Origin of the sequence: Pyruvatibacter sp. (genome assembly GCF_040219635.1) — a bacterium.
Lineage (GTDB): Bacteria > Pseudomonadota > Alphaproteobacteria > CGMCC-115125 > CGMCC-115125 > Pyruvatibacter.
In genome coordinates this window covers 503,889-522,145 of sequence record NZ_JAVJSC010000003.1, presented here as the reverse complement: position 1 = coordinate 522,145, position 18,257 = coordinate 503,889, and the positions used below count along the sequence as shown (strand labels likewise).

Below are 18,257 nucleotides of genomic sequence, written 5' to 3'. Positions count from 1 at the left end.
ATATGGCGTTTGAGGCCGTGTGCTTCAAGATTTAGGCAGTTTGATGAGCAGTAAGACGACGCAGGGCGACCCCCGTAACGAGCCTCCAAAAAAAGAGCTTACTCCCGCAGCCCGCAGGGCGCTGGCGGAAGCTGAGGAGCGTCGTGCAGCGCGCGAGGCCGGTGAGGCAGCGTCAGGCAAGCCTGCTGCCGAGATCAACGGACCCAAAGGCGCAGAACCCACGCGCTATGGCGACTGGGAGCGCAACGGCATTGTCTCTGATTTCTAGCCGTCCTGCATGGCAGAGCGGCGGCGGGAAATGTTGAGGGCCATCTGTGGCGGTATCAGCCGCAGGATGACGGTCAGCAGGCGGTTGACCCGGCCCGGCACTATTTGGGCCAAGCCCTTTTCGCTGGCGGCATGGGCTTGCGCCACCACGTCAGGGGCCGTCATCCACATCCATTTGGGCATCTTGTCCACGGTGGGCTGAACGCCCGCGGTGGTGTGAAACTCCGACCGCGTGAAGCCGGGATTAAGCGCTGTTACGTGGACGCCGGTGCCGGCGGTTTCCAGCGACAGGCTCTCCGACATTTTTATGAGGAAGGCTTTGGAGGCCCCGTACAGCGTGTGGCCGAGCGTGCCCGGCGCAAGGCCTGCGACAGACGCCACATTGATGATACGGCCATGTTTGCGCGCCAGCATATCCGGCAATACCAGGCGGCACAGATGCGCGTACGCAGTTACCATGATCTGAATGAAGTCGCGGTGGGCGGGCCAGTCATAGTCCACAAAATGATCGTTCATGCCGTAACCGGCATTGTTGATGAGAACGTCCACCCTGAGGCCGCTTGTTGTAATGCGGTTCCAGATCATGTTCGGGGCGGCAGGGTCGGCAAGGTCTGCGGCAATGACTGTGCATTTTATCCCGTGTACGGAGGAAAGCTCGGCGGCGAGCGACTCCAGCCGGTCAGCACGCCGGGCAGTCAGGATCAGGTCATAGCCTTTGGCAGCATAAAACTGCGCGAAGCATTTGCCGATGCCTGCCGAGGCCCCGGTGATGAGGGCGGTTTGGTTTGTCATGGCTGTGCTGCGTTCCGGGGCAGTTGATGCAAGGCGTCATAGCACACGCGGCAAGACCCTCCGGTCAAGCCGGAGGGTGGACGAAAAAGGGATGTTTTGACCTTTCCCTGGAACGCCATTGTCCGGTTTGGCCGGACAATCGGTGCAGGGCCAGAAAATGCCCTAGCTGCTTTTGCCACCAAGGTTCTGGCGGTTGGTGATGAGGTCATCCACCACGCCGGGGTCGGCCAGGGTGGAGGTGTCGCCGAGGTTGGAGAAATCATCTTCAGCGATCTTGCGCAAAATGCGGCGCATGATTTTGCCGGAGCGGGTTTTGGGCAGGCCGGGGGCCCATTGCAGCAGGTCAGGTGAGGCGATGGGGCCGATTTCCTTGCGGACGTGCTGCACGAGTTCCTTTTTCAACTCGTCAGACGGTTCCTCGCCCTGATTGAGGGTCACATAGGCGTAGATGCCCTGGCCCTTGATGTCGTGGGGGTAACCGACCACAGCGCTTTCAGCGACCTTGGGGTGCGACACCAATGCGCTTTCCACTTCGGCGGTGCCCATGCGGTGGCCGGAGACGTTGAGCACGTCATCGACGCGGCCGGTGATCCAGTAATAGCCGTCTTCATCCCGCCTGCAGCCGTCACCGGAAAAGTATTTGCCCTTGAACTGGCTGAAATAGGTTTCAAAAAACCGTTTGTGATCGCCGTAGACCGTGCGCATCTGGCCGGGCCATGAGTCTGCGATGCACAGGTTGCCGGAGGCGGCGCCCTTCAAGGGGTGGCCGTCATTGTCCACCAGCACCGGCTCTACGCCAAAGAAGGGCCGGGTGGCGGAGCCGGGCTTGAGGTCCGTTGCGCCGGGCAGGGGCGAAATGAGGATGCCGCCGGTTTCTGTCTGCCACCATGTATCGACGATGGGGCAGCGGCTGTCGCCGACCACACGGTGATACCAGTTCCACGCTTCCGGGTTGATGGGTTCGCCCACGGAGCCGAGCAGACGCAGGCTTTTGCGGGATGTCTTGGTGACCGGTTCATCGCCTTCGCGCATCAGGGCGCGGATGGCGGTGGGGGCTGTGTAAAAGATGTTGACGTTGTGCTTGTCGCAGACCTGCCAGCAGCGCGACGAGTCCGGATAGGTCGGCACGCCTTCAAACATCAAGGTCGTGGCGCCATTGGCCAATGGTCCGTACACGATGTAACTGTGACCAGTGACCCAGCCCACATCCGCCGTGCACCAGTAGATGTCGCCGGGCTTGTAGTCGAACACATATTGGTGGGTCATTGACGCATAGACGAGGTAGCCGCCGGTGGTATGCAGCACGCCTTTGGGCTTGCCGGTGGAGCCTGACGTGTACAGAATAAACAGCGGGTCTTCCGCGCCCATTTCCTCGCACGGGCACTCATGGTCCACGCGGCCTGCCACCTCGTGATACCAGACGTCGCGGCCTTCCTTCATGGTGACGGCGCCGCCGGTGTGTTCCACCACGATGACGCTTGTCACGTCCGGGCACTGGTCCAGCGCGTCGTCGGTGTTTTCCTTCAAGGGGATTGGCCGCCCGCCGCGCACGCCTTCGTCAGACGTGATGACGAACTTGCTGTCGCAATCAAGAATGCGACCCGCCAGCGCGTCCGGCGAAAAGCCGCCAAAGACGATGGAGTGCACCGCGCCGATGCGCGCGCAGGCCAGCATGGCGTAAGCCGCTTCGGGGATCATCGGCATATAGATAGTGACGCGGTCGCCTTTCTTGACGCCCTGGTCCTTCAGCACATTGGCGAAGCGCTGCACGTGGTGGTGCAGCTGCGTGTAGGTGATGGACTGGTCAACGGAGGGGTCATCACCTTCCCAGATGATCGCCACCTGGTCGCCCTTGTCGGCGACGTGCCGGTCAACGCAGTTGTAGCAGACGTTAAGCGTGCCATCCTCGTACCACTTAACGTGCAGATCGCGCTCATGGTACGAGACGTCCTTCACGGTGGTGTAGGGCTTGATCCAGTCCACCCGCTTGCCGTGCTCACCCCAGAAGGCCGTGGGGTCGGAAATCGACTGCGCGTACATCTCTTTGTACTTGGCATCGTCGACATAGGCGGACTTGGCCCAATCGGCGGGGACTTTGATCACTTCGTCGGACATGGTGGCTCCCTGTGCGGCCTGGGCATTTCAGCCTGAGTTTTTGTTGGCAGCAGTATGGAAGCCCGGCCGCGTGCGCTGCAAGGGTAAGCGCATTGCGGCAAGTCAAAAATGACGGCGCATTTTCTTTTCGCCCCCACCCCGGCCCTCCCCACAAGGGGGAGGGAGGTGTGTGTGCCCACGTCGAGGCAAAGTCACCCTCCCCTTGATGGGGAGGGTCGGCGGCGGAGCCGACGGGGTGGGGTGTCAGCGCCGGAGTTAGCTTGCAGAGACTGCGGCGATTTCTTCCTCACTCAGCCCCGCTTCACGCAGCACCGCTTCCGTGTCCACACCCAACGCAGGCGGATGATGCCGGTGCGTCGCTGGCGTTTTCTCAAAACTCACGGGCTGCTTCATGGCCACATATGTGCCTTCGGTGGGGTGCTGGTGGTGTTCGAAGAAGCCGATCGATTGCAAATGCGGGTCGCTGGTGACGTCGTCGAGGCGGTTGACGCGCATGGCGGGGATGTTTTTCTGCTTCAGGAGGTCAATCCATTCCTCGCTGGTGCGGGTCTGGGCGACTTCTTCCACCAGCCCATAAAGCGCCAGCACGTTCTGGGTGCGGTTCTGGTAGGTGTTGAAGCGTTCATCTTCCTGCAGCAGGCCCTTGCGGCCACCCAGCTCGAAGAAATCATCCCATTGACGATCCGAGTACGGAACAATGGAGAGATAGCCGTCTTTGGTCTTGAAGGGGCGGCGATTGGGGTTCAGCACGCGGGAATAGCCGTAGCCGCCGACCGGTGGCTCGAAGCAATGGCCGTAGAGGTTCTCGCTCATGGTGAAACTTGTAAAACATTCGAGCATCGGCACTTCAACAAACTGGCCTTCGCCGGTACGCTGCTTGTAATAGAGCGCAGCCAGGGTCGCATAGACCATGTGCAGGCCGGTTGTCTTGTCGGCGACGAGGCTTGGCAGATAGGCGGGGCGCTCGAACTGCTCGCCTTCAAGACCTGCGCGTTTGTTGACGCGCGGCAGAAGGTCCGTGCCGCCGGACGCTGCCTGAATGAGATCATCGTAGGCCTGCAGACCGCCATAGGCACCATCCTTGCCAAAGCCCGCGGCGTGCACATAGACGATCTCGGGGTTGATTTTTTTGACGCCTTCATAGTCGATGCCCAGCCGCTCCATGCCCGCATAGCGGATGTTGGAGGCGAAGACGTCGGCGTCCTTGATGAGGGTGCGCAGGGCTTCGCGGGCTTCGGGCATTTTGAGGTCAAGCACGACGGACCGCTTGTTGCGGTTGTAGGTCATGAAGAGCGGGCCCATGCCGGGGCCGACCGGGGACTTGCCGCCCCAGCGCAGAATGTCGCCGCCGGGCGAGCCTTCTGCCGTCGGTGCTTCAATCTTGATGACCTCTGCGCCCAGATCGCCGAGTATCTGCATGGCGTAAGCGCCCAGCACCACGGAGGTGCAATCGACGATTTTCACGCCCGCAAGGGGGCCGGTGTTCTTTGGTTCGGTCATGAGTAGCGTCCGTTGGGAAGAAGCAGGTTAGAGATTTCCCGGCCAGCTATAGCGTGCATCCGGGCATTTTTCTTCATTTGATTGGCCGTCCGTCAGCTCGACGCAGCGGAAGCCTTGGGATTCATACAGGGCGCGGGCAGGGGCGTTGCTCTGGAATACCCACAGGTCGAGGCCCTCGGGCCGGTCGCGCATGACATGGGTGAGCAGCGCCATGCCGATGCCCTTGCGGTGGTGGGAAGGGTCCACATAAAGCTGCTCAAGCCATGTGTCCGTATAGGCGGCAACACCGGCGATAACGCCATCCGCCTCCGCCACAACAACAGTGCATTCCGGCAGCATTTTGTGGGTGATGAACCACAGGTCTTCCTCCGCCGTGTGGATGACCGGCACGCTTGGCATGGCGGCGCGTGCGGGCGTGAACGCGCGGGCAATGGCTGCTGCGTCGTCAGGTTTGGCGGGTCTCACCGTGATCGTTGTCATGGGGAGATTTGCCGTGAAGGGGTTTGATGGGTCAAGCTTGCGGTCATGACCGCTGCGCACATCATTGACGTTATTGACCCTGACGAGACCACGCTTGCTCAGGCCCACAGCCTGATACGCGCGCAATGGGGCGACAGTGTCGTATCGCTGGGGCGCGAGGTTGATCCGTTTGATCTGCCGGTGCGGGTTGCGGTGGCGGACGGCGCGTTTGTCGGCGCGGTGGTCTATCTCATCGCGGAGGGTGAGCTTGAAGTTGTTGCGCTTGCCGCCACCGGAACGGCGCGTGGAACGGGGCGCGCCTTGATGACGGACATGTTTGAGGTGGCGCGGCGCGAGGGCGTGCGGCGTGTACGTCTTGTGACGACCAACGACAATCTGCGGGCGATCGGGTTTTATCAGGTCATCGGCATGACGATTGCGCGGGTGGGACTCAACGCCATTGCACACGCCCGCAAGCTGAAACCTGAGATTCCACTGACCGGCGACAACGGCATTCCCATTCGCGATGAAATTGAATTTGAATATCTCATAGAAGGCTGACGCCCATGCTGCTGCACCACTCCACCTGGCAGGAAGTTGATGACTACCTGACCCGCTCGAAAGCGATTGTCATTCCCATTGGTTCGACCGAACAGCATGGGCCGACAGGGCTGATCGGCACGGATGCGCTGTGTCCTGAAATCATTGCGCATGAGGCGCAGAAAGACGCAGATATTCTAGTGGGGCCGACGTTCAATGTGGGCTGCGCGCAGCATCATCTGGGGTTCGCCGGGTCAATGACCCTGCGGCCCTCGACGATGATCGCAGCGATTCACGACTGGGTGTCGTCGCTGGCGGTGCACGGGTTTGAACGGGTGCTGTTTTTCAACGGGCACGGCGGCAACATCGCCACCATCAATGCGGCGTTTTCCGAGATTTATGCGGACCGCTCGCTTGCCGGGGAGGCATCCAATCGCGGACCCATCAAATGCAAGCTCGACAACTGGTGGGACTACAAACCCGTCATGGACATGTGCATGAGCACCTACGGCAAGAGCCACGGCAGCCACGCCACGCCATCAGAAGTGGCGGTGACGCAATGGGCGTATCCGGACTCGATCAAGACCGCAGATGTGTCGCCCACGATCGCGCCCAATGGCCGGTTTACGGATGCCGAAGACTACCGCACCAAGTTTCCAGATGGCCGCATGGGCTCGGACCCGACGCTGGCTACTCCGGAAGACGGCGGCAAGCTTGTGGCGTTGTCTGTGGCCGGGCTCAAGAGCAGTTTTGAGGCGTTTGCGGGGAGCTGAGGGAAGGCCTCAAGGGCACGACCTTACTTCGTCACCCCGGACTTGATCCGGGGTCCACTCGCGGATGCTGTACAGTTGATTGTTGGCGAGTAGGCCCCGGATCAGGTCGGGAGTGACGTGTCGCGCTACTACTGCCAGCCTCCCAGTATCGCGCCCATGAAGGCGAAGGCTGTGGCGGCGTGCAGGCCGTCGATGATGACGAGGTTGCGGCTGGTGCCTTGAAAGGCTGCGTTGAGCGCCTTGTTTGCCGTGACAAGACCGATGCCGATGACAAACCCCAGAATGGCGCCTGACAGCCACCCGGTGATGCCGGTGAGGGCAATCACCACGGCAAGGGTGATGGCCATGACCACCTGCAGCACGCCCGCGAACACATAGGTTGTTGGTTCCTGCTGAATGTCGTCGTCGGTGAGGCCCGCGGCGGCCATCCAGGGCTTGGCAAACACGCCGTACCATACAGCGCCGGTGGCAAAGCCCGCGATGGAGGCGGCGAGCACCGCCAGCCAGTTGAGGTTGGTGAGAACGTCCATTGGTCTGTCTCCCCGGCATGTTGCCCAGCCTTAGGGGCTGATGCGTATCATGCCAGCGTGAACGGTGACGGGGATGGGCACAAGGGCTTTGCCGGTGCAGGGGCCTGACGTGCACAGCCCATCGTTTATGCGAAACAGCGCGCCATGGGTGGAGCAGATGATTTCATCCTCCGCCAGTGTCAGAAACTTGTCGGCCCAGGTTTCCAGCGGCGTAAATGCGTGCGGGCATTCATTGACATAGGCCACCACCTCGTTGGCGGTGCGGACCACAAACATGTCAAACCGCGCGCGGCCTTCGCCAAACAGGAATCCGCGTGCGCCGGGCGTGCGGATTTCATACAGCGCGCACAGCGTGGTGCCTGGTGCGGGTGCGCCGGGGCGGGAGTGCCAGGGGAGTGCGGTCATGATGCGGGGTGCCACATCGGTGTCATGGCCTGCCACCTCGCCTCAAGTGCGGCATCGCTCTCAGGCTGGTGCGCATAGGCCAACTCGTCGTCACGGATTGTTATGTGCGGCTGTTTTGACGCGACCCATATATGGCCGGCCGGCACCAGCCACGATGTGTCGTCCAGTGTGCCCGCCTTGACGTTCAGCTTGTCGCCATAGCCGGGTCGCTGGTGGGTCAGGCGCGTGCCGCAGGCGTCGCAGAATGTGCAGGTCTGGTGTCCGCCTTTTGAGATTGGGCGCAGGAAGACTTTTGTCGGTCCTTCAATGGTGAAGTCGCCAAGGTTCACCCGCAGGCTTTCGCCAAAGGCGCTTGAAGTTTGCTTCTGGCATTCTGTGCAGTGGCACAGATAGAACACTACCGGCGGGCCGGAAATCGTGTAGCGCACCGCGCCGCACTGGCAGCCACCTTTCAGCGGTATCTCGGGTGTGTTGATTTTGAAATGGGCGTGTTGGTGAGGCATTGCCGTGCCTACGGCGTTTTCTTCAGTCCGCCCATGGCGCAGACTTTTTTCCACTCGGTAGGCGTTACCGGCTGCACGGACAGGCGGGAGTTCTTGACCAGCACCATGTCTTCGAGAGCGGGCTCGCTCTTGATGTCGGCCAGGGTCACGAAGGTAGGCATCGGGCACACCGCCTTGAGCTGCACCATGCCGAATTTGCCCTTGGCATCGGTGGGGTCCATCACATGCTCGCCGATGACTTCTACAATGCCAACGATCTGCTTTTCATTCACCGAGTGATAGAAAAAACCTTTGTCGCCAATCTTCATGTCCTTCATGAAGTTGTTGGCCATGTAGTTGCGCACACCGTCCCATTCGGTGCCTTTGTCGCCGCATTTCACCTGATTGTCCCACGACCATGTTCCGGGTTCGGACTTAAAGAGCCAATAGGCCATTACGGGGTCACTCCGCTGTCAGGTGTTCCAACCAGCCATTTCCATGGCCTGATTTCATATGTTTCGAATACGCCGTGTGTCACGTAGGGGTCGTCGGTTAACAGAGCGCGTGCTGTGGCGATGTCTGGTGCGCGTATTACGAACATAGACCCGATCATGGTGTCACCTGCGTCATCCGTTACCGGTCCGCCCATCTGCAACACGGCGCGGCCATTGGTATCGTGCATGTCTTGCCAGTAAGCCAGATGATGCGGCCGGGCGGCCATGCGCTTTGTGGTGTTGTCCGGATAGTCAGTGCCCAGCACGATCCATAGCCGGTCGGTCGATGCCATGGCTAGTTTCCCAACAGCCATTTCCAGCCACGAATGTCGGTGCGGGCAAACAGGCCGGCGGTCTGGTAGGGGTCGGCGGCCTGCAGGCGTTCGGCCTCGGTGCGGCTCTCAACGTCAATCACCAGAAACGAGCCTTCCATGTGCGCGCCGTCATCGCTCGTGAACGGGCCGCCGAGTTTCACAACGCCGGTCTCGCCCCAATAGGCAAGGTGAGCGTCCCGGTTGGCGAGGCGCAGGGGTTCGCTGTCGGGTTTGTCGATGCAGGTAAGCGCAAAAAGCATGAAGACTGTCCTGTGATGTAAGTGGGCGTGCGCTGCAAGATGCGCGAGGAGTGGCGCAGGCGCAAGGAAGCGCAGATTTGCGTTGGTCGGTGCATAAATGGGTCTAAACATTGCGAATGTGCAGGCGCGCTCAAGTGCCACGCAGGAAGTAGGCTTGGGCGGCAAGACACAGGAGAAACCATGTCACATGCAACACACAAGTTCTGGCTGAAGATTTCAGCCTTCGTAATCGCGTCCTTCGGCCCGATCGCTTTTCTGGCAACCATGCCGGAGTACTCAGAGCCCGCCCGTTTGGCGCTTGATGTGCTGGACTGGCCGGTGGATGGCGCGCAGGCCTATGAGGGGCCGACCATGCACTTCATGTCGGCCTTGCTGGGCGGGTTTCTGCTCGGCTGGGGTGTCATGATCTGGTGCCTGTCGGTGTGGGTCTATGATCTGGCCCCCGAAGGCGTTCGCAAGTCTGTGCTCACGGGCGCGCTTGCCTGGTTTGTTCTCGACAGCGCAGGCTCATATGCGTCAGGCGCGTGGCCGAACGTTCTGTGGAACGTGCTGGTGTTGCTGCTGATCGTCGGGCCGATGTGGCGACCGGCCAAAGACTAGTTGCTGGTTTGGCTCTGGGTGCTGCTTTCACGCTTGAACGGCCTTGAAAGCAATGCGGTGATGGCGTCGTCAACGCTGGTATCTCCAGCAACGACGGACGCCACAGCTTCGCAGATGGGCATTTCAACGCCAACGCTTTTTGCCAGCGCCACAACGGCGGGGGCTGTCGCCACGCCTTCGGCAACGGACACCCGCTCGCCCAGCACGTCTGACAGCGTGCGCCCTTCGCCCAGTGCTGCACCCAGAGACATGTTGCGGCTTTGACGTGAACCGCAGGTGAGAATGAGGTCGCCAAGGCCCGACAGACCCGCCAGTGTTTCAGGCCGTGCGCCAAGGGCAACGCCAAGGCGGGTGAGTTCGGCGAAGCCGCGGGCAGTTAAGGCGGCTGCCGCAGACGCGCCAAGTTGTTTGCCTTCCACAATGCCGCAGGCGATGGCGAGCACGTTTTTGACCGAGCCGCCAAGTTCCGCGCCCAGCAGATCATCCGCCAGATAGGGCCTGAACGTTGTGATGCCGATGGCGTCTATCAGCGCAGTGCCGGTTTTTTCGTCGGCACACGCAAGTGTCACAGCCGTCGGCAGGCCGCGCGCCACGTCAGCGGCAAATGACGGGCCGGACAGCACTGCGGGAATTGCGCGCGGCAAAGTTTCATCCAGCACCTGCGTCATCAGCTTGCCGGAGGATTGCTCAATACCCTTGGCGCACACAGCAACCGGCGTGTTGTCAGGCAGATGCGGAGCGAGGTTTGTTGTCACGGCACGCAGCGCCTGTGCAGGGCACACCAGCAGAAGGGCGTCACAGCCGGACACAGCCTGCGCCAGATCGCTGGTGGCTTTGATCGTCGGGTCCAGCGGGACACCGCTCAGGTACATTTTGTTCTCGTGGGCGCTGGTGATGCTTGCGGCCACGTCCGGTTCATAGGCCCATAGCGTTACGTCGCGTCCGGCGCGGGCTGCCACGCTGGCCAGTGCTGTGCCCCATGCGCCTGCGCCGATTACGGAAACTTTTTGCACGGATCGGGTTTGTTCCGATTGAATGGTTCGTTGATTATTCACCCGCGCTCTCTACACTCAGACACATGAAAGAAAAAGACGACATCAGGGACGCCATACTGGAGGCAGCGCGTGAGCGGTTTCTCCACTATGGCTATGGCAAAACCACAATGGCCGAGATTGCCCGCGACTGCGATATGTCTCCGGGCAATCTGTACCGGTTTTTTGAAGGCAAGCTCGATCTGGCTGAGGAGATTGCCCGCAAGGCGTCGCTTGAAACCATGAACGAACTGGCCCGTGCCATTCGCTCGCCGGGCAAGACCGCCACCCAGGCGATGCGGGACTATTTGTTCGGCAAGCTGCGGATGACCTACACCAATCTTGAAAAAGACCCGAAGATCATCGAGCTGGCGCAGACAGTGTCTGCGGAGCGGCCGCAGTTTTCCAACGATATGCTCGAGCGCGAGCGCCAGATCATGATGGAAATCATCGCCAATGGCCGCGAGCTGGGCGAGTTTGCCACCAACGATGTGCAGTTCACCGCCGAGATGATTCAATCGGCGACCATGAAGTTCAGCTATCCGCAGCTTTGGTCGCGGCTGACCCTGGATAATCTGGAACGCGAACTTGCCGGGGTGTTTGACCTGGTGCTGGGTGGCCTGTGCCCCGACCGTACGCTGTTTGTCGGTGGCAAGAGCGGCGGCGCGGATCCGGCCCGCCAGTCAGTTTAACCCGTCCGCCTGGCGGTGATTTTGCGGCCATCTGCCTATGGCGACGGCAGGGTGCGGGTTGGGGCAAAAAACCGGCATTCCCCCGAAAAAAGCTGTGCGGACCACCGTGGTCCATTTTCAGCGCCGCGATGCTTTTTCCATTATGTGATACATATCAATGCCTTACGGTCTTTTTCCGATTGTCTCTAAAAATGAACATTTTGCAAAACGTTCATTGTTTTCTATTTAGAGTGCTCCTATATCGATTGTGCCGGGCGGTGTTGTCCGGTGGTGTTCGCCTCAGGCCCTGACAGACATTTCAGGGGCGCGGACATGAGTACGAAGGACCATCCGGAGGGCATCCCATGACTTACGCCGCACTCAGACTTTCAAGCCCGATCAGCCGCCACCTCCCTGTGGTTGCCGTCGCGGTTTATGCCATCGCCCTGATCGCAGAGGTGATGACCCGCGGCGTGCTTGTTTAGGCACGCCAACAACTGTGTCCCTGCGAGATACCTCACGATACAAACCGGAGATTTTGATATGACCAACGCATCTCAACAGACCCACCTCCCCGAACTCCTCCCCACGCCGCTGAGTGTCAAGGCAAGCCTGTTCGTCGGCTCGCTCGTGCTTGCAGGCTACGTGGTGGCGCTTGTGGCGCAGGCGGCAAACATTATCTAGCGAAACTGTGCGGTGCCCGTTCCTCCTCTCCGGGCGCTGCGCATGTTTGCTGTTGCGCCGACAGTGGTCGGCGGCATGTTTTCGCAGGCGAGCGCCGACAGTGGTCGGCGGTCGCAAGACCTTCCTCCCCGCACCCGGTCCTCATCCCCGGACCCAAAGTGCAGGGTTTCCAACTGGGGCCGCATGAAAGTGCGGTCCCATTTTTTATCTCAAACACCCTTCATCCCGGACTTGATCCGGGATCCGCTCGCCGGTCAGTCCTTTTCAGCACAACGGGAGTTAGGGGTGCATGTCGAGATCAGCGAGGGGCCAGCGGGCGCGGGGGCCTGTTGCGAGGCTGTCGGTGTGGCCAAGGGCGAGGCGTTCGATGCCGGCCCAGGCAATCATGGCGGCGTTGTCGGTGCACAGGGGCAAGGGCGGCGCGATAAGGGTAAAGCCTTCCGCCAGCGCCAGCGTTTCAAGCCGCGCTCTAAGCGCCTTGTTGGACGCAACGCCGCCCGCCACCACAATAGGTAGTATATCTGACAGACCGTTGGCATCGCGCATCATCTGCATGGCGTTGCGGGTGCGGTCTTCGATGGTGTCTGCGACGGCCATCTGAAACGAAGCGGCGGCGTCTGCCAGGTCTGTCCGGGTGAGCGGCACCAGTTTGGTGACGGTCTGGCGCAGGGCGGTTTTGAGGCCGGCAAATGAAAAGTCCGCACCCGCACGACCTTTCATCGGGCGCGGCAGGTCAAAGCGCGTTGCGTTGCCCTTCAAAGCCCATTTTTCCACGTGCGGCCCGCCGGGGTAGCCAAGCCCCATGAGCTTTGCCGTCTTGTCGAAGGCTTCGCCCACAGCATCGTCCAGGGTGGTGCCCAGCAGGCGATATTCGCCGACGCCGCGAGCTTCCAGAAGCTGTGAGTGTCCGCCCGACACCAGCAACACCAGATAGGGAAACGGCGTTGCTGCCACCAGCCGCGCCGTCAGCGCATGGGCTTCAAGATGATTGACCGCCACAAACGGCTTTTTTGCCGCAAAGGCCAGTGCCTTGCCGGTGACGAGCCCCACCATCAGCCCGCCGACAAGGCCGGGGCCCGCGGTGGCGGCAACCGCATCCACGTCGCCAAGGGGCATGTCTGCTTCGCGCAGGGCGGCGGCGACCAGCGAATCCAGATGATCGATATGGGCGCGGGCGGCTATTTCCGGCACGACGCCGCCATAGGGGGCGTGGTCGTCAAACTGTGACAGGACAAGATTTGAGCGAATGTCGCCGGGCACACCGGGGCGTCCGCGCACAACGGATACGGCGGTTTCGTCGCAGCTTGTTTCAATGCCTAAAACGGTAAAGTCGCGCGGCGCTGGGTGTGCATTGGCCATAGGGTTTGATGTGCTATCCATGCGCGCTGCATAAAGCAATTTTTTTGAGGTCCGTGCGGTTAGGCCGGGCCGGTATCGAGGCGTCATGGCTGCTGTATTTTCTCCCGACACCCCCCTGCGCATAGGCACCCGCGGCAGTCCGCTGGCGCTGGTGCAGGCCAATGAGGTGGCAGACCTTCTGCGCGCCGCGCACGGGCTGGCGCAAACAGCGGTTGAAATCGTGCCGATTGTGACGACCGGCGACAAGGAACAGTCGCGCCCGCTTGCAGAGATTGGCGGCAAGGGGTTGTTTGCCGTTGAACTGGAAACGGCACTCAACGCCGGAGACATTGATATGGCCGTTCACTCCATGAAGGATGTTGAGACGGTCATCGCGGACATGTTCGAGATTGCCGCCATATTGCCGCGCGAAGACACGCGCGATGCATGGATAAGCCCGGTGGCGGCGCATCCGCGTGAATTGCCGCAGGGCGCGGTGGTGGGCACCGCATCGTTGCGGCGTGGCGCACAAATAAAGGCGATGCGGCCTGATGTCAGCATCATCAACTTTCGCGGCAATGTGCAGACCCGGCTGGCCAAGCTGGCACGCGGCGAGGTGCACGGCACCATGCTGGCGCTGGCGGGGCTTAACCGGCTGGGCATGGCGGATCAGGTGACGTGTCTGCTGGATGCGCCGGAGATGATTTCCGCCGTTGGTCAGGGGGCCATCGGCATTGAAGTCAGGCGTGACGCCACTGATGTGCTGGCTGCTGTTGCAGCACTTGACGATGCCACCACAGCCCTTTGCGTTTCGTGTGAGCGGGCAATGCTGGCGGAACTTGATGGCACGTGCCGCACCCCCATTGGTGGCCATGCCGTGCTGGGTGCAGACGGGCAGGTGACACTCACGGCGGTGTTGCTGGCGGAAGACGGGTCGCAGGCGTTCAGGTTTGCAGGCACGGCCCCAGCGGCGGACGCGCTGGCGATGGGCACTGAGGCGGGGCGCAGGATCAAACAGGATGCGGGCGCGGATTTTGTCGCTAACATGGCGTGATGCGGCTGCTTGTCACCCGACCTGAGCCTGACGCCTCGGCACTTGCAGAGCAGCTTGTAGCGCTTGGCCATGAGCCGGTTATTGCCCCGCTGATGCAGGTTCGGTTCCACGACACGCTGCTTGATCTTGGTGGCCTGACAGCCGTGCTTTTTACAAGTGCCAATGGTGTGCGGGCCTTTGCGCACCAGCATGAGCCGCCGCCCGGCGTCATTGCGCTGGCGGTTGGTGATGCAACGGCGCGGACTGCCCGCGACCATGGGTGGCAGGATGTCAGGACTGCTCATGGCGATGTGACATCACTCGCGATGCTTGCCACCGAGACACTGAAACGTGGTGAGGGGCGTGTTGTGCATGTGTGCGGTGAACAGGCCGTGGGAGACCTGTCGGGCGCGCTTGCGGCTGAGGGATATCGCGTTGAGCGGCGGGTGATGTATGTGGCCTGTGCCGCCCGTGAACTGCCGGACAATGCGCGGCTCGCGCTGGCGGGGGGCAGTTTGGATGGCGTTTTGCTGCTGTCGCCACGCACAGCCAAGCTGTTTGGAACTCTGGTCACAGAAGCGGGTTTGCGAACGCAGGCGTCGCGCCTCGTGGCTTTTTGTCTGTCAGATGCGGTCGCCACCGCCGCATTTGTCGGGTTTGGGGCGCGGGTGAAAGTGGCGGCAAAGCCCGATATTGGTCATCTGCTTGCCTTGTTGTCAGCCTAAGACCCTTCTAGTCTGCGTGCCTGACGTATCACCCCCAACCAGAAGTGCGTTTGCGCCCCATGAGCCCGACCGATACCCCTGACGATAAGTCCCCTGACAGCACTGCTGACGTTGCGGCCGATGAAAAACGCAAGGCGCGCGTGATTGACGGCACCGCCGAAGACGTAACCGACGCGCCCAAAGCCGGGGCCTCTGCTTCTTCGGGCGGAGCCATGTCCTTTGCTGCACCGATTGCGGCGTTCTTTGTAGGGGCGGCGCTGCTTGCGGCTGTATTGTGGCAGGCGGGCCTCATCAATGTAGCAACGGGCGTTGGTCCGGTCGCGGCAGGCGACGTGTCGGGGCGACTTGATGCAGCGGATACCCGCATTGCGGCATTGCTGCGCGATGTTGACCGGCTGGGCGGCGAACTGAGTGCAGCGCAGACAGCGCGCGCCGAGCTGGAAGCCAAGCTTGAGGGTATCGACGGGGCTGCGGGCGGCATTGCTGCGCAGAGCCTGACTGAAGGTCTGGCGCGGTCTGACGATCTGGATGCGGCGCTGCGGTTGATAACGGAAATTGATGGGCGGCTGGTTGATGCGGAAACAAACGCAGCGCTGGCGCAAACCGCCGTGCAGCCTGACCAGATTGAAGCGCTGCAGGCAGTAATTGCTGACCTTGAGACACGTCTGGCGACAGCCGAGGACGCCACTGAGCAGGCGCAGGCCGCCGAGCGGCGTGTTGCTGCCATGGAGGCGGGGGTCGCCGCGATTGGGGCGCAGCAGGGCACCCAGGCAAATGAACTGGGCACCATCCAGGCACAGCTTGGGGCGTTGGGCGCGCGGGCAGATGCGATGCAGGACATTGTGACCGCACAAAACGAGCGGCTCGCAACATTGGTTGCGCGCGATGATGTGCTGGCGACGCGCCTTGGCGTTGTCGAGGCCCGTGTCGATCGGCCGGAGGCGGCGCGACGTGCAGCACTCGGCATTGCGCTGGCCAGTCTTTCCGGCGCTGCCAACGATGGCGGCAGTTTTGCCCTTGAGCTTGAGGCCGTGGATCAACTGGCCCCCGGCGCCGAGCAGGTAGAGGCGTTGCGTGAGGTTGCCGACAGCGGCGTTGCTGATGCCAGCACCTTGTTGCGGCGGTTCCAGCCTGCTGCGCGGGCCGCGCTCAAGGCGGACGCTGCGGGGGCCTCACAGGGCATTTGGGATCGCCTGACCGGCAATGCTGCGTCACTGATAACGGTTCGGCGTACAGGCGCGCTGGAGGGCGGCAGTGTAGAAGCCGTTCTGGCGCGCGCCGAAGTGGCGCTTGGTGATGGCGACGTGGCTAAGGCCGTGTCGCTGGTTGACGGGCTTAGCGGTCCGGCTGCAGAAGCCATGCAGCCGTGGCTGACGGACGCCCGTGCGCGCGCCAACGTGGATGCGCTGATAGGCGACATGCGCCGTGTGCTGCTGGTGGATCTGGCGCAGGCCCATTCTCCGGGTGCGGATGAAAATGCTGTTCCTGAAGGCGCTACTCCTGAAAACGGGAGTGCTGTTGAATGATCCGCACGCTTTGGTATTTCTTGATTGTTGCCGTTCTGGCGACGCTTGCTGCAGCGATTGCCGGGTTGCCGGGCGATATTGTGGCAACCATTGGCGACACGCAGATTGCGTTGAGTGTGGCGACCGCATTTGGACTTATTGCGCTGCTGATCGGCATCGCGATTTTTGCTGAACGCGTCATCACGTTTTTGGTGCGTGGGCCGGGCAATGTGGCCAGCTTCTGGCAGTCGCGCCGCGAGGTGCGTGGCTATGAAGCATTGTCGCGCGGGCTGTTGGCAGTGGCGTCGGGCGATGGCGCAACAGCCACGCGCTATGCCGACAAAGCACAAAAACTTCTCGACCAGCCTGCCATGACGCTGTTGTTGTCGGCGCAGGCGGCCAAGCTGACAGGTGACGAAGCAGCCAGCGGGCGAGCGTTCAAGGCGATGCTGGCTGCGCCGGAGACGCATGGTCTGGCGCTCAAGGGGTTGTTTGAACATGCCATGGCGTCGGGCGATTATGAGTTGGCGCGGGTGCAGGCGGCGCGTGCGCTTGATGTGGCGCCCGCCACGCCGTGGGCCTTTGAGGGGAAGTTTGCCATTGAGGCGCGGGCCGGTGCTTTTGATGCAGCGCTTGAAACCCTCGACAAGGCATTGGGTCAGGGCCTGCTTGAACGCGCGGATGCGCGGCGGCGGCGTGCGGTGTTGCTCACGGGGCTTGCCCAGCAGGAGGCCGCGCGCATTGCCGAACCAACCGGCCCCCGTGATGAAGAAGATCTGGGTACGGACGATGGTGCCAGCGTGCAGGAGATACGCGCGGGTGCACTGCGGCACGCTATTGAAGCGCGTGATCTGGCACCTGATCTGGTGCCCGCAGCAGCGCTGGCTGCACAGCTTGTGCATGAGGATGGTCGCACACGGCGGGCGCAAAAAATTATTGAGGACGCGTGGAGCCGGTCGCCGCACCCGGATCTGGCAACGGTGTTTCTCGATCTGTTTCCCGCCGACGCTGCTGACAAACGCTTCAAGCGCGCGGAAGCATTGGCAGCGCGCAGCCCTGACAATGTGGAAAGCAATGTGCTGGTGGCCCGTGCAGCCATTGGCGCGCGCCGGTTTGATGACGCGAAGGCAAGGCTTGTTGCCTACGCGGAGCCCTTCCCCAGCCGCCGCATCTGCCTTTTGATGGCAGAGATCGCCGAAGGCATGGGCGATATGGGGGCAACCCGCGAGTGGTTGTCGCGCTCGGTGCGCGCGCCCGCTGACGCCCAATGGGTGGCGGATGGCTACCGCACGGCAACCTGGCAGCCGGTGGTGCCGGTGACGGGTGCGTTTGATGCGCTTGAGTGGCGCGCCCCAACGGATGCCATGGTGGCGTCACGCAGTTCCTCAACAGAAGAAGCCATGGCACACGCTGCGCAGGCTGTTGTGCTGCCGGTGCCGGTTTCCCCGTCCACAGCGCCTTCATCCGGTGGGCCGCGTGATGTCACGCCGGTCACCCCGCAGGCAAAAACCACGCCTGCGGCGCCTGCGCAGGTTGATCTGGCAACGCCGGTGACGCCGGTCATGGCGGCGCCGGTCATGCCGGATGTTGCCAGGGCCACCAGGGCTCCGGCACCAGCGCCGGCGCTGGACGACATTCACGACGAGATTGATTTCATGCCGCCGCGCCCGGATGATCCGGGTCCGGATGCATTTGACGACGACGAGGACAGGCGCGCGTCCTGGTAGCGCGCTCCGCCA

General features: G+C 61.8%; 22 protein-coding genes. 10 read left to right on the top strand and 12 right to left on the bottom strand.

Features of this window, described 5'->3' with window-relative positions:
• The first annotated feature begins 43 nt into the window (after positions 1 to 43).
• A complete protein-coding gene (locus RIB87_RS05900; RefSeq protein WP_350144516.1) occupies positions 44 to 268 on the top strand; it encodes a DUF1674 domain-containing protein in 225 nt (74 codons plus the stop codon).
• On the opposite strand, the gene RIB87_RS05895 is transcribed toward RIB87_RS05900, so the two are convergent.
• The 4 genes from RIB87_RS05895 to RIB87_RS05880 all read right to left on the bottom strand — a co-directional run bounded on the left by RIB87_RS05895 (position 265) and on the right by RIB87_RS05880 (position 5,154).
• On the bottom strand, positions 265 to 1,059 hold the full coding sequence (locus RIB87_RS05895) for an SDR family NAD(P)-dependent oxidoreductase (RefSeq protein WP_350144514.1): 795 nt from the start codon (positions 1,057 to 1,059) through the stop codon (positions 265 to 267). The genes RIB87_RS05900 and RIB87_RS05895 overlap by 4 nt on opposite strands.
• 162 nt (positions 1,060 to 1,221) lie before the next feature.
• Entirely contained in the window at positions 1,222 to 3,174 is a 1,953-nt protein-coding gene (gene acs, locus RIB87_RS05890) for an acetate--CoA ligase (protein WP_350144512.1), read from the bottom strand.
• Positions 3,175 to 3,429: 255 nt separating this feature from the next.
• On the bottom strand, positions 3,430 to 4,674 hold the full coding sequence (locus RIB87_RS05885) for a CaiB/BaiF CoA transferase family protein (RefSeq protein WP_350144510.1): 1,245 nt from the start codon (positions 4,672 to 4,674) through the stop codon (positions 3,430 to 3,432).
• A gap of 27 nt (positions 4,675 to 4,701) precedes the next feature.
• Positions 4,702 to 5,154 carry a GNAT family N-acetyltransferase gene (locus tag RIB87_RS05880; RefSeq protein ID WP_350144508.1) on the bottom strand — a complete coding sequence of 151 codons (453 nt, stop codon included), beginning with the start codon at positions 5,152 to 5,154 and terminating at the stop codon, positions 4,702 to 4,704.
• Between the two features lie 45 nt (positions 5,155 to 5,199).
• Here RIB87_RS05880 and RIB87_RS05875 point away from each other — a divergent pair, with 45 nt between their 5' ends.
• Both RIB87_RS05875 and RIB87_RS05870 read left to right on the top strand, forming a co-directional pair.
• Positions 5,200 to 5,694, top strand: coding sequence for a GNAT family N-acetyltransferase (locus RIB87_RS05875; protein ID WP_350144506.1), 495 nt, complete (start codon positions 5,200 to 5,202; stop codon positions 5,692 to 5,694).
• Positions 5,695 to 5,699: 5 nt separating this feature from the next.
• A complete protein-coding gene (locus tag RIB87_RS05870) occupies positions 5,700 to 6,446 on the top strand; it encodes a creatininase family protein (protein ID WP_350144504.1) in 747 nt (248 codons plus the stop codon).
• A gap of 128 nt (positions 6,447 to 6,574) precedes the next feature.
• Here the strand turns inward: RIB87_RS05870 and RIB87_RS05865 are convergent, their stop codons facing one another.
• Genes RIB87_RS05865 through RIB87_RS05840 form a run of 6 tightly spaced genes read right to left on the bottom strand, consistent with a single transcriptional unit; the run spans position 6,575 to position 8,931 of the window.
• A complete protein-coding gene (locus RIB87_RS05865) occupies positions 6,575 to 6,976 on the bottom strand; it encodes a DUF1761 domain-containing protein (protein WP_350144502.1) in 402 nt (133 codons plus the stop codon).
• A 30-nt stretch (positions 6,977 to 7,006) separates the two neighbouring features.
• Entirely contained in the window at positions 7,007 to 7,381 is a 375-nt protein-coding gene (locus tag RIB87_RS05860; RefSeq protein ID WP_350144500.1) for a Rieske (2Fe-2S) protein, read from the bottom strand.
• On the bottom strand, positions 7,378 to 7,884 hold the full coding sequence (locus RIB87_RS05855) for a GFA family protein (protein ID WP_350144498.1): 507 nt from the start codon (positions 7,882 to 7,884) through the stop codon (positions 7,378 to 7,380). Before RIB87_RS05855 ends, RIB87_RS05860 begins: the two co-directional genes overlap by 4 nt.
• An 8-nt stretch (positions 7,885 to 7,892) precedes the next feature.
• Positions 7,893 to 8,318, bottom strand: coding sequence for an EVE domain-containing protein (locus RIB87_RS05850; protein WP_350144496.1), 426 nt, complete (start codon positions 8,316 to 8,318; stop codon positions 7,893 to 7,895).
• Complete coding sequence (locus RIB87_RS05845) at positions 8,318 to 8,650, bottom strand: YciI family protein (protein ID WP_350144494.1); 333 nt, start codon at positions 8,648 to 8,650, stop codon at positions 8,318 to 8,320. Before RIB87_RS05845 ends, RIB87_RS05850 begins: the two co-directional genes overlap by 1 nt.
• A 2-nt stretch (positions 8,651 to 8,652) precedes the next feature.
• Positions 8,653 to 8,931, bottom strand: coding sequence for a YciI family protein (locus tag RIB87_RS05840; RefSeq protein ID WP_350144492.1), 279 nt, complete (start codon positions 8,929 to 8,931; stop codon positions 8,653 to 8,655).
• Between the two features lie 180 nt (positions 8,932 to 9,111).
• On the opposite strand from RIB87_RS05840, the gene RIB87_RS05835 reads away from it, so the two are divergent.
• Positions 9,112 to 9,531: a hypothetical protein gene (locus RIB87_RS05835; RefSeq protein WP_350144490.1), complete on the top strand. Its 420-nt coding sequence runs from the start codon at positions 9,112 to 9,114 to the stop codon at positions 9,529 to 9,531.
• On the opposite strand, the gene RIB87_RS05830 is transcribed toward RIB87_RS05835, so the two are convergent.
• Positions 9,528 to 10,544: an NAD(P)H-dependent glycerol-3-phosphate dehydrogenase gene (locus RIB87_RS05830; RefSeq protein ID WP_350144488.1), complete on the bottom strand. Its 1,017-nt coding sequence runs from the start codon at positions 10,542 to 10,544 to the stop codon at positions 9,528 to 9,530. The genes RIB87_RS05835 and RIB87_RS05830 overlap by 4 nt on opposite strands.
• 65 nt (positions 10,545 to 10,609) lie before the next feature.
• Between RIB87_RS05830 and RIB87_RS05825 the strand changes: the two genes are divergently transcribed.
• A complete protein-coding gene (locus RIB87_RS05825) occupies positions 10,610 to 11,254 on the top strand; it encodes a TetR/AcrR family transcriptional regulator (RefSeq protein ID WP_350144486.1) in 645 nt (214 codons plus the stop codon).
• Positions 11,255 to 11,776: 522 nt separating this feature from the next.
• Positions 11,777 to 11,917: a hypothetical protein gene (locus RIB87_RS05820; protein WP_350144484.1), complete on the top strand. Its 141-nt coding sequence runs from the start codon at positions 11,777 to 11,779 to the stop codon at positions 11,915 to 11,917.
• Between the two features lie 279 nt (positions 11,918 to 12,196).
• On the opposite strand, the gene tsaD is transcribed toward RIB87_RS05820, so the two are convergent.
• Positions 12,197 to 13,276, bottom strand: coding sequence for a tRNA (adenosine(37)-N6)-threonylcarbamoyltransferase complex transferase subunit TsaD (gene tsaD / locus RIB87_RS05815; RefSeq protein WP_350144482.1), 1,080 nt, complete (start codon positions 13,274 to 13,276; stop codon positions 12,197 to 12,199).
• A gap of 85 nt (positions 13,277 to 13,361) precedes the next feature.
• Here tsaD and hemC point away from each other — a divergent pair, with 85 nt between their 5' ends.
• From hemC to RIB87_RS05795, 4 genes are read left to right on the top strand one after another with little or no spacing between them, the layout of a single operon-like run.
• Complete coding sequence (gene hemC / locus RIB87_RS05810) at positions 13,362 to 14,309, top strand: hydroxymethylbilane synthase (RefSeq protein ID WP_350144480.1); 948 nt, start codon at positions 13,362 to 13,364, stop codon at positions 14,307 to 14,309.
• Positions 14,309 to 15,013: a uroporphyrinogen-III synthase gene (locus RIB87_RS05805; RefSeq protein ID WP_350144477.1), complete on the top strand. Its 705-nt coding sequence runs from the start codon at positions 14,309 to 14,311 to the stop codon at positions 15,011 to 15,013. The genes hemC and RIB87_RS05805 overlap by 1 nt, the downstream gene beginning before the upstream one ends.
• Before the next feature lie 59 nt (positions 15,014 to 15,072).
• Positions 15,073 to 16,539, top strand: coding sequence for a COG4223 family protein (locus RIB87_RS05800; RefSeq protein WP_350144475.1), 1,467 nt, complete (start codon positions 15,073 to 15,075; stop codon positions 16,537 to 16,539).
• Entirely contained in the window at positions 16,536 to 18,245 is a 1,710-nt protein-coding gene (locus RIB87_RS05795; RefSeq protein WP_350144473.1) for a heme biosynthesis protein HemY, read from the top strand. Before RIB87_RS05800 ends, RIB87_RS05795 begins: the two co-directional genes overlap by 4 nt.
• Positions 18,246 to 18,257: the final 12 nt, after the last annotated feature.

Bases quoted from the DNA above. Each gene is read 5' to 3' on its own strand.
- RIB87_RS05900 (WP_350144516.1), top strand. From the start codon at position 44: ATGAGCAGTAAGACGACGCAGGGCGACCCCCGTAACGAGCCTCCAAAA.
- RIB87_RS05895 (WP_350144514.1), bottom strand. From the start codon at position 1,059: ATGACAAACCAAACCGCCCTCATCACCGGGGCCTCGGCAGGCATCGGC.
- acs (WP_350144512.1), bottom strand. From the start codon at position 3,174: ATGTCCGACGAAGTGATCAAAGTCCCCGCCGATTGGGCCAAGTCCGCC.
- RIB87_RS05885 (WP_350144510.1), bottom strand. From the start codon at position 4,674: ATGACCGAACCAAAGAACACCGGCCCCCTTGCGGGCGTGAAAATCGTC.
- RIB87_RS05880 (WP_350144508.1), bottom strand. From the start codon at position 5,154: ATGACAACGATCACGGTGAGACCCGCCAAACCTGACGACGCAGCAGCC.
- RIB87_RS05875 (WP_350144506.1), top strand. From the start codon at position 5,200: ATGACCGCTGCGCACATCATTGACGTTATTGACCCTGACGAGACCACG.
- RIB87_RS05870 (WP_350144504.1), top strand. From the start codon at position 5,700: ATGCTGCTGCACCACTCCACCTGGCAGGAAGTTGATGACTACCTGACC.
- RIB87_RS05865 (WP_350144502.1), bottom strand. From the start codon at position 6,976: ATGGACGTTCTCACCAACCTCAACTGGCTGGCGGTGCTCGCCGCCTCC.
- RIB87_RS05860 (WP_350144500.1), bottom strand. From the start codon at position 7,381: ATGACCGCACTCCCCTGGCACTCCCGCCCCGGCGCACCCGCACCAGGC.
- RIB87_RS05855 (WP_350144498.1), bottom strand. From the start codon at position 7,884: ATGCCTCACCAACACGCCCATTTCAAAATCAACACACCCGAGATACCG.
- RIB87_RS05850 (WP_350144496.1), bottom strand. From the start codon at position 8,318: ATGGCCTATTGGCTCTTTAAGTCCGAACCCGGAACATGGTCGTGGGAC.
- RIB87_RS05845 (WP_350144494.1), bottom strand. From the start codon at position 8,650: ATGGCATCGACCGACCGGCTATGGATCGTGCTGGGCACTGACTATCCG.
- RIB87_RS05840 (WP_350144492.1), bottom strand. From the start codon at position 8,931: ATGCTTTTTGCGCTTACCTGCATCGACAAACCCGACAGCGAACCCCTG.
- RIB87_RS05835 (WP_350144490.1), top strand. From the start codon at position 9,112: ATGTCACATGCAACACACAAGTTCTGGCTGAAGATTTCAGCCTTCGTA.
- RIB87_RS05825 (WP_350144486.1), top strand. From the start codon at position 10,610: ATGAAAGAAAAAGACGACATCAGGGACGCCATACTGGAGGCAGCGCGT.
- RIB87_RS05820 (WP_350144484.1), top strand. From the start codon at position 11,777: ATGACCAACGCATCTCAACAGACCCACCTCCCCGAACTCCTCCCCACG.
- tsaD (WP_350144482.1), bottom strand. From the start codon at position 13,276: ATGGCCAATGCACACCCAGCGCCGCGCGACTTTACCGTTTTAGGCATT.
- hemC (WP_350144480.1), top strand. From the start codon at position 13,362: ATGGCTGCTGTATTTTCTCCCGACACCCCCCTGCGCATAGGCACCCGC.
- RIB87_RS05805 (WP_350144477.1), top strand. From the start codon at position 14,309: ATGCGGCTGCTTGTCACCCGACCTGAGCCTGACGCCTCGGCACTTGCA.
- RIB87_RS05800 (WP_350144475.1), top strand. From the start codon at position 15,073: ATGAGCCCGACCGATACCCCTGACGATAAGTCCCCTGACAGCACTGCT.
- RIB87_RS05795 (WP_350144473.1), top strand. From the start codon at position 16,536: ATGATCCGCACGCTTTGGTATTTCTTGATTGTTGCCGTTCTGGCGACG.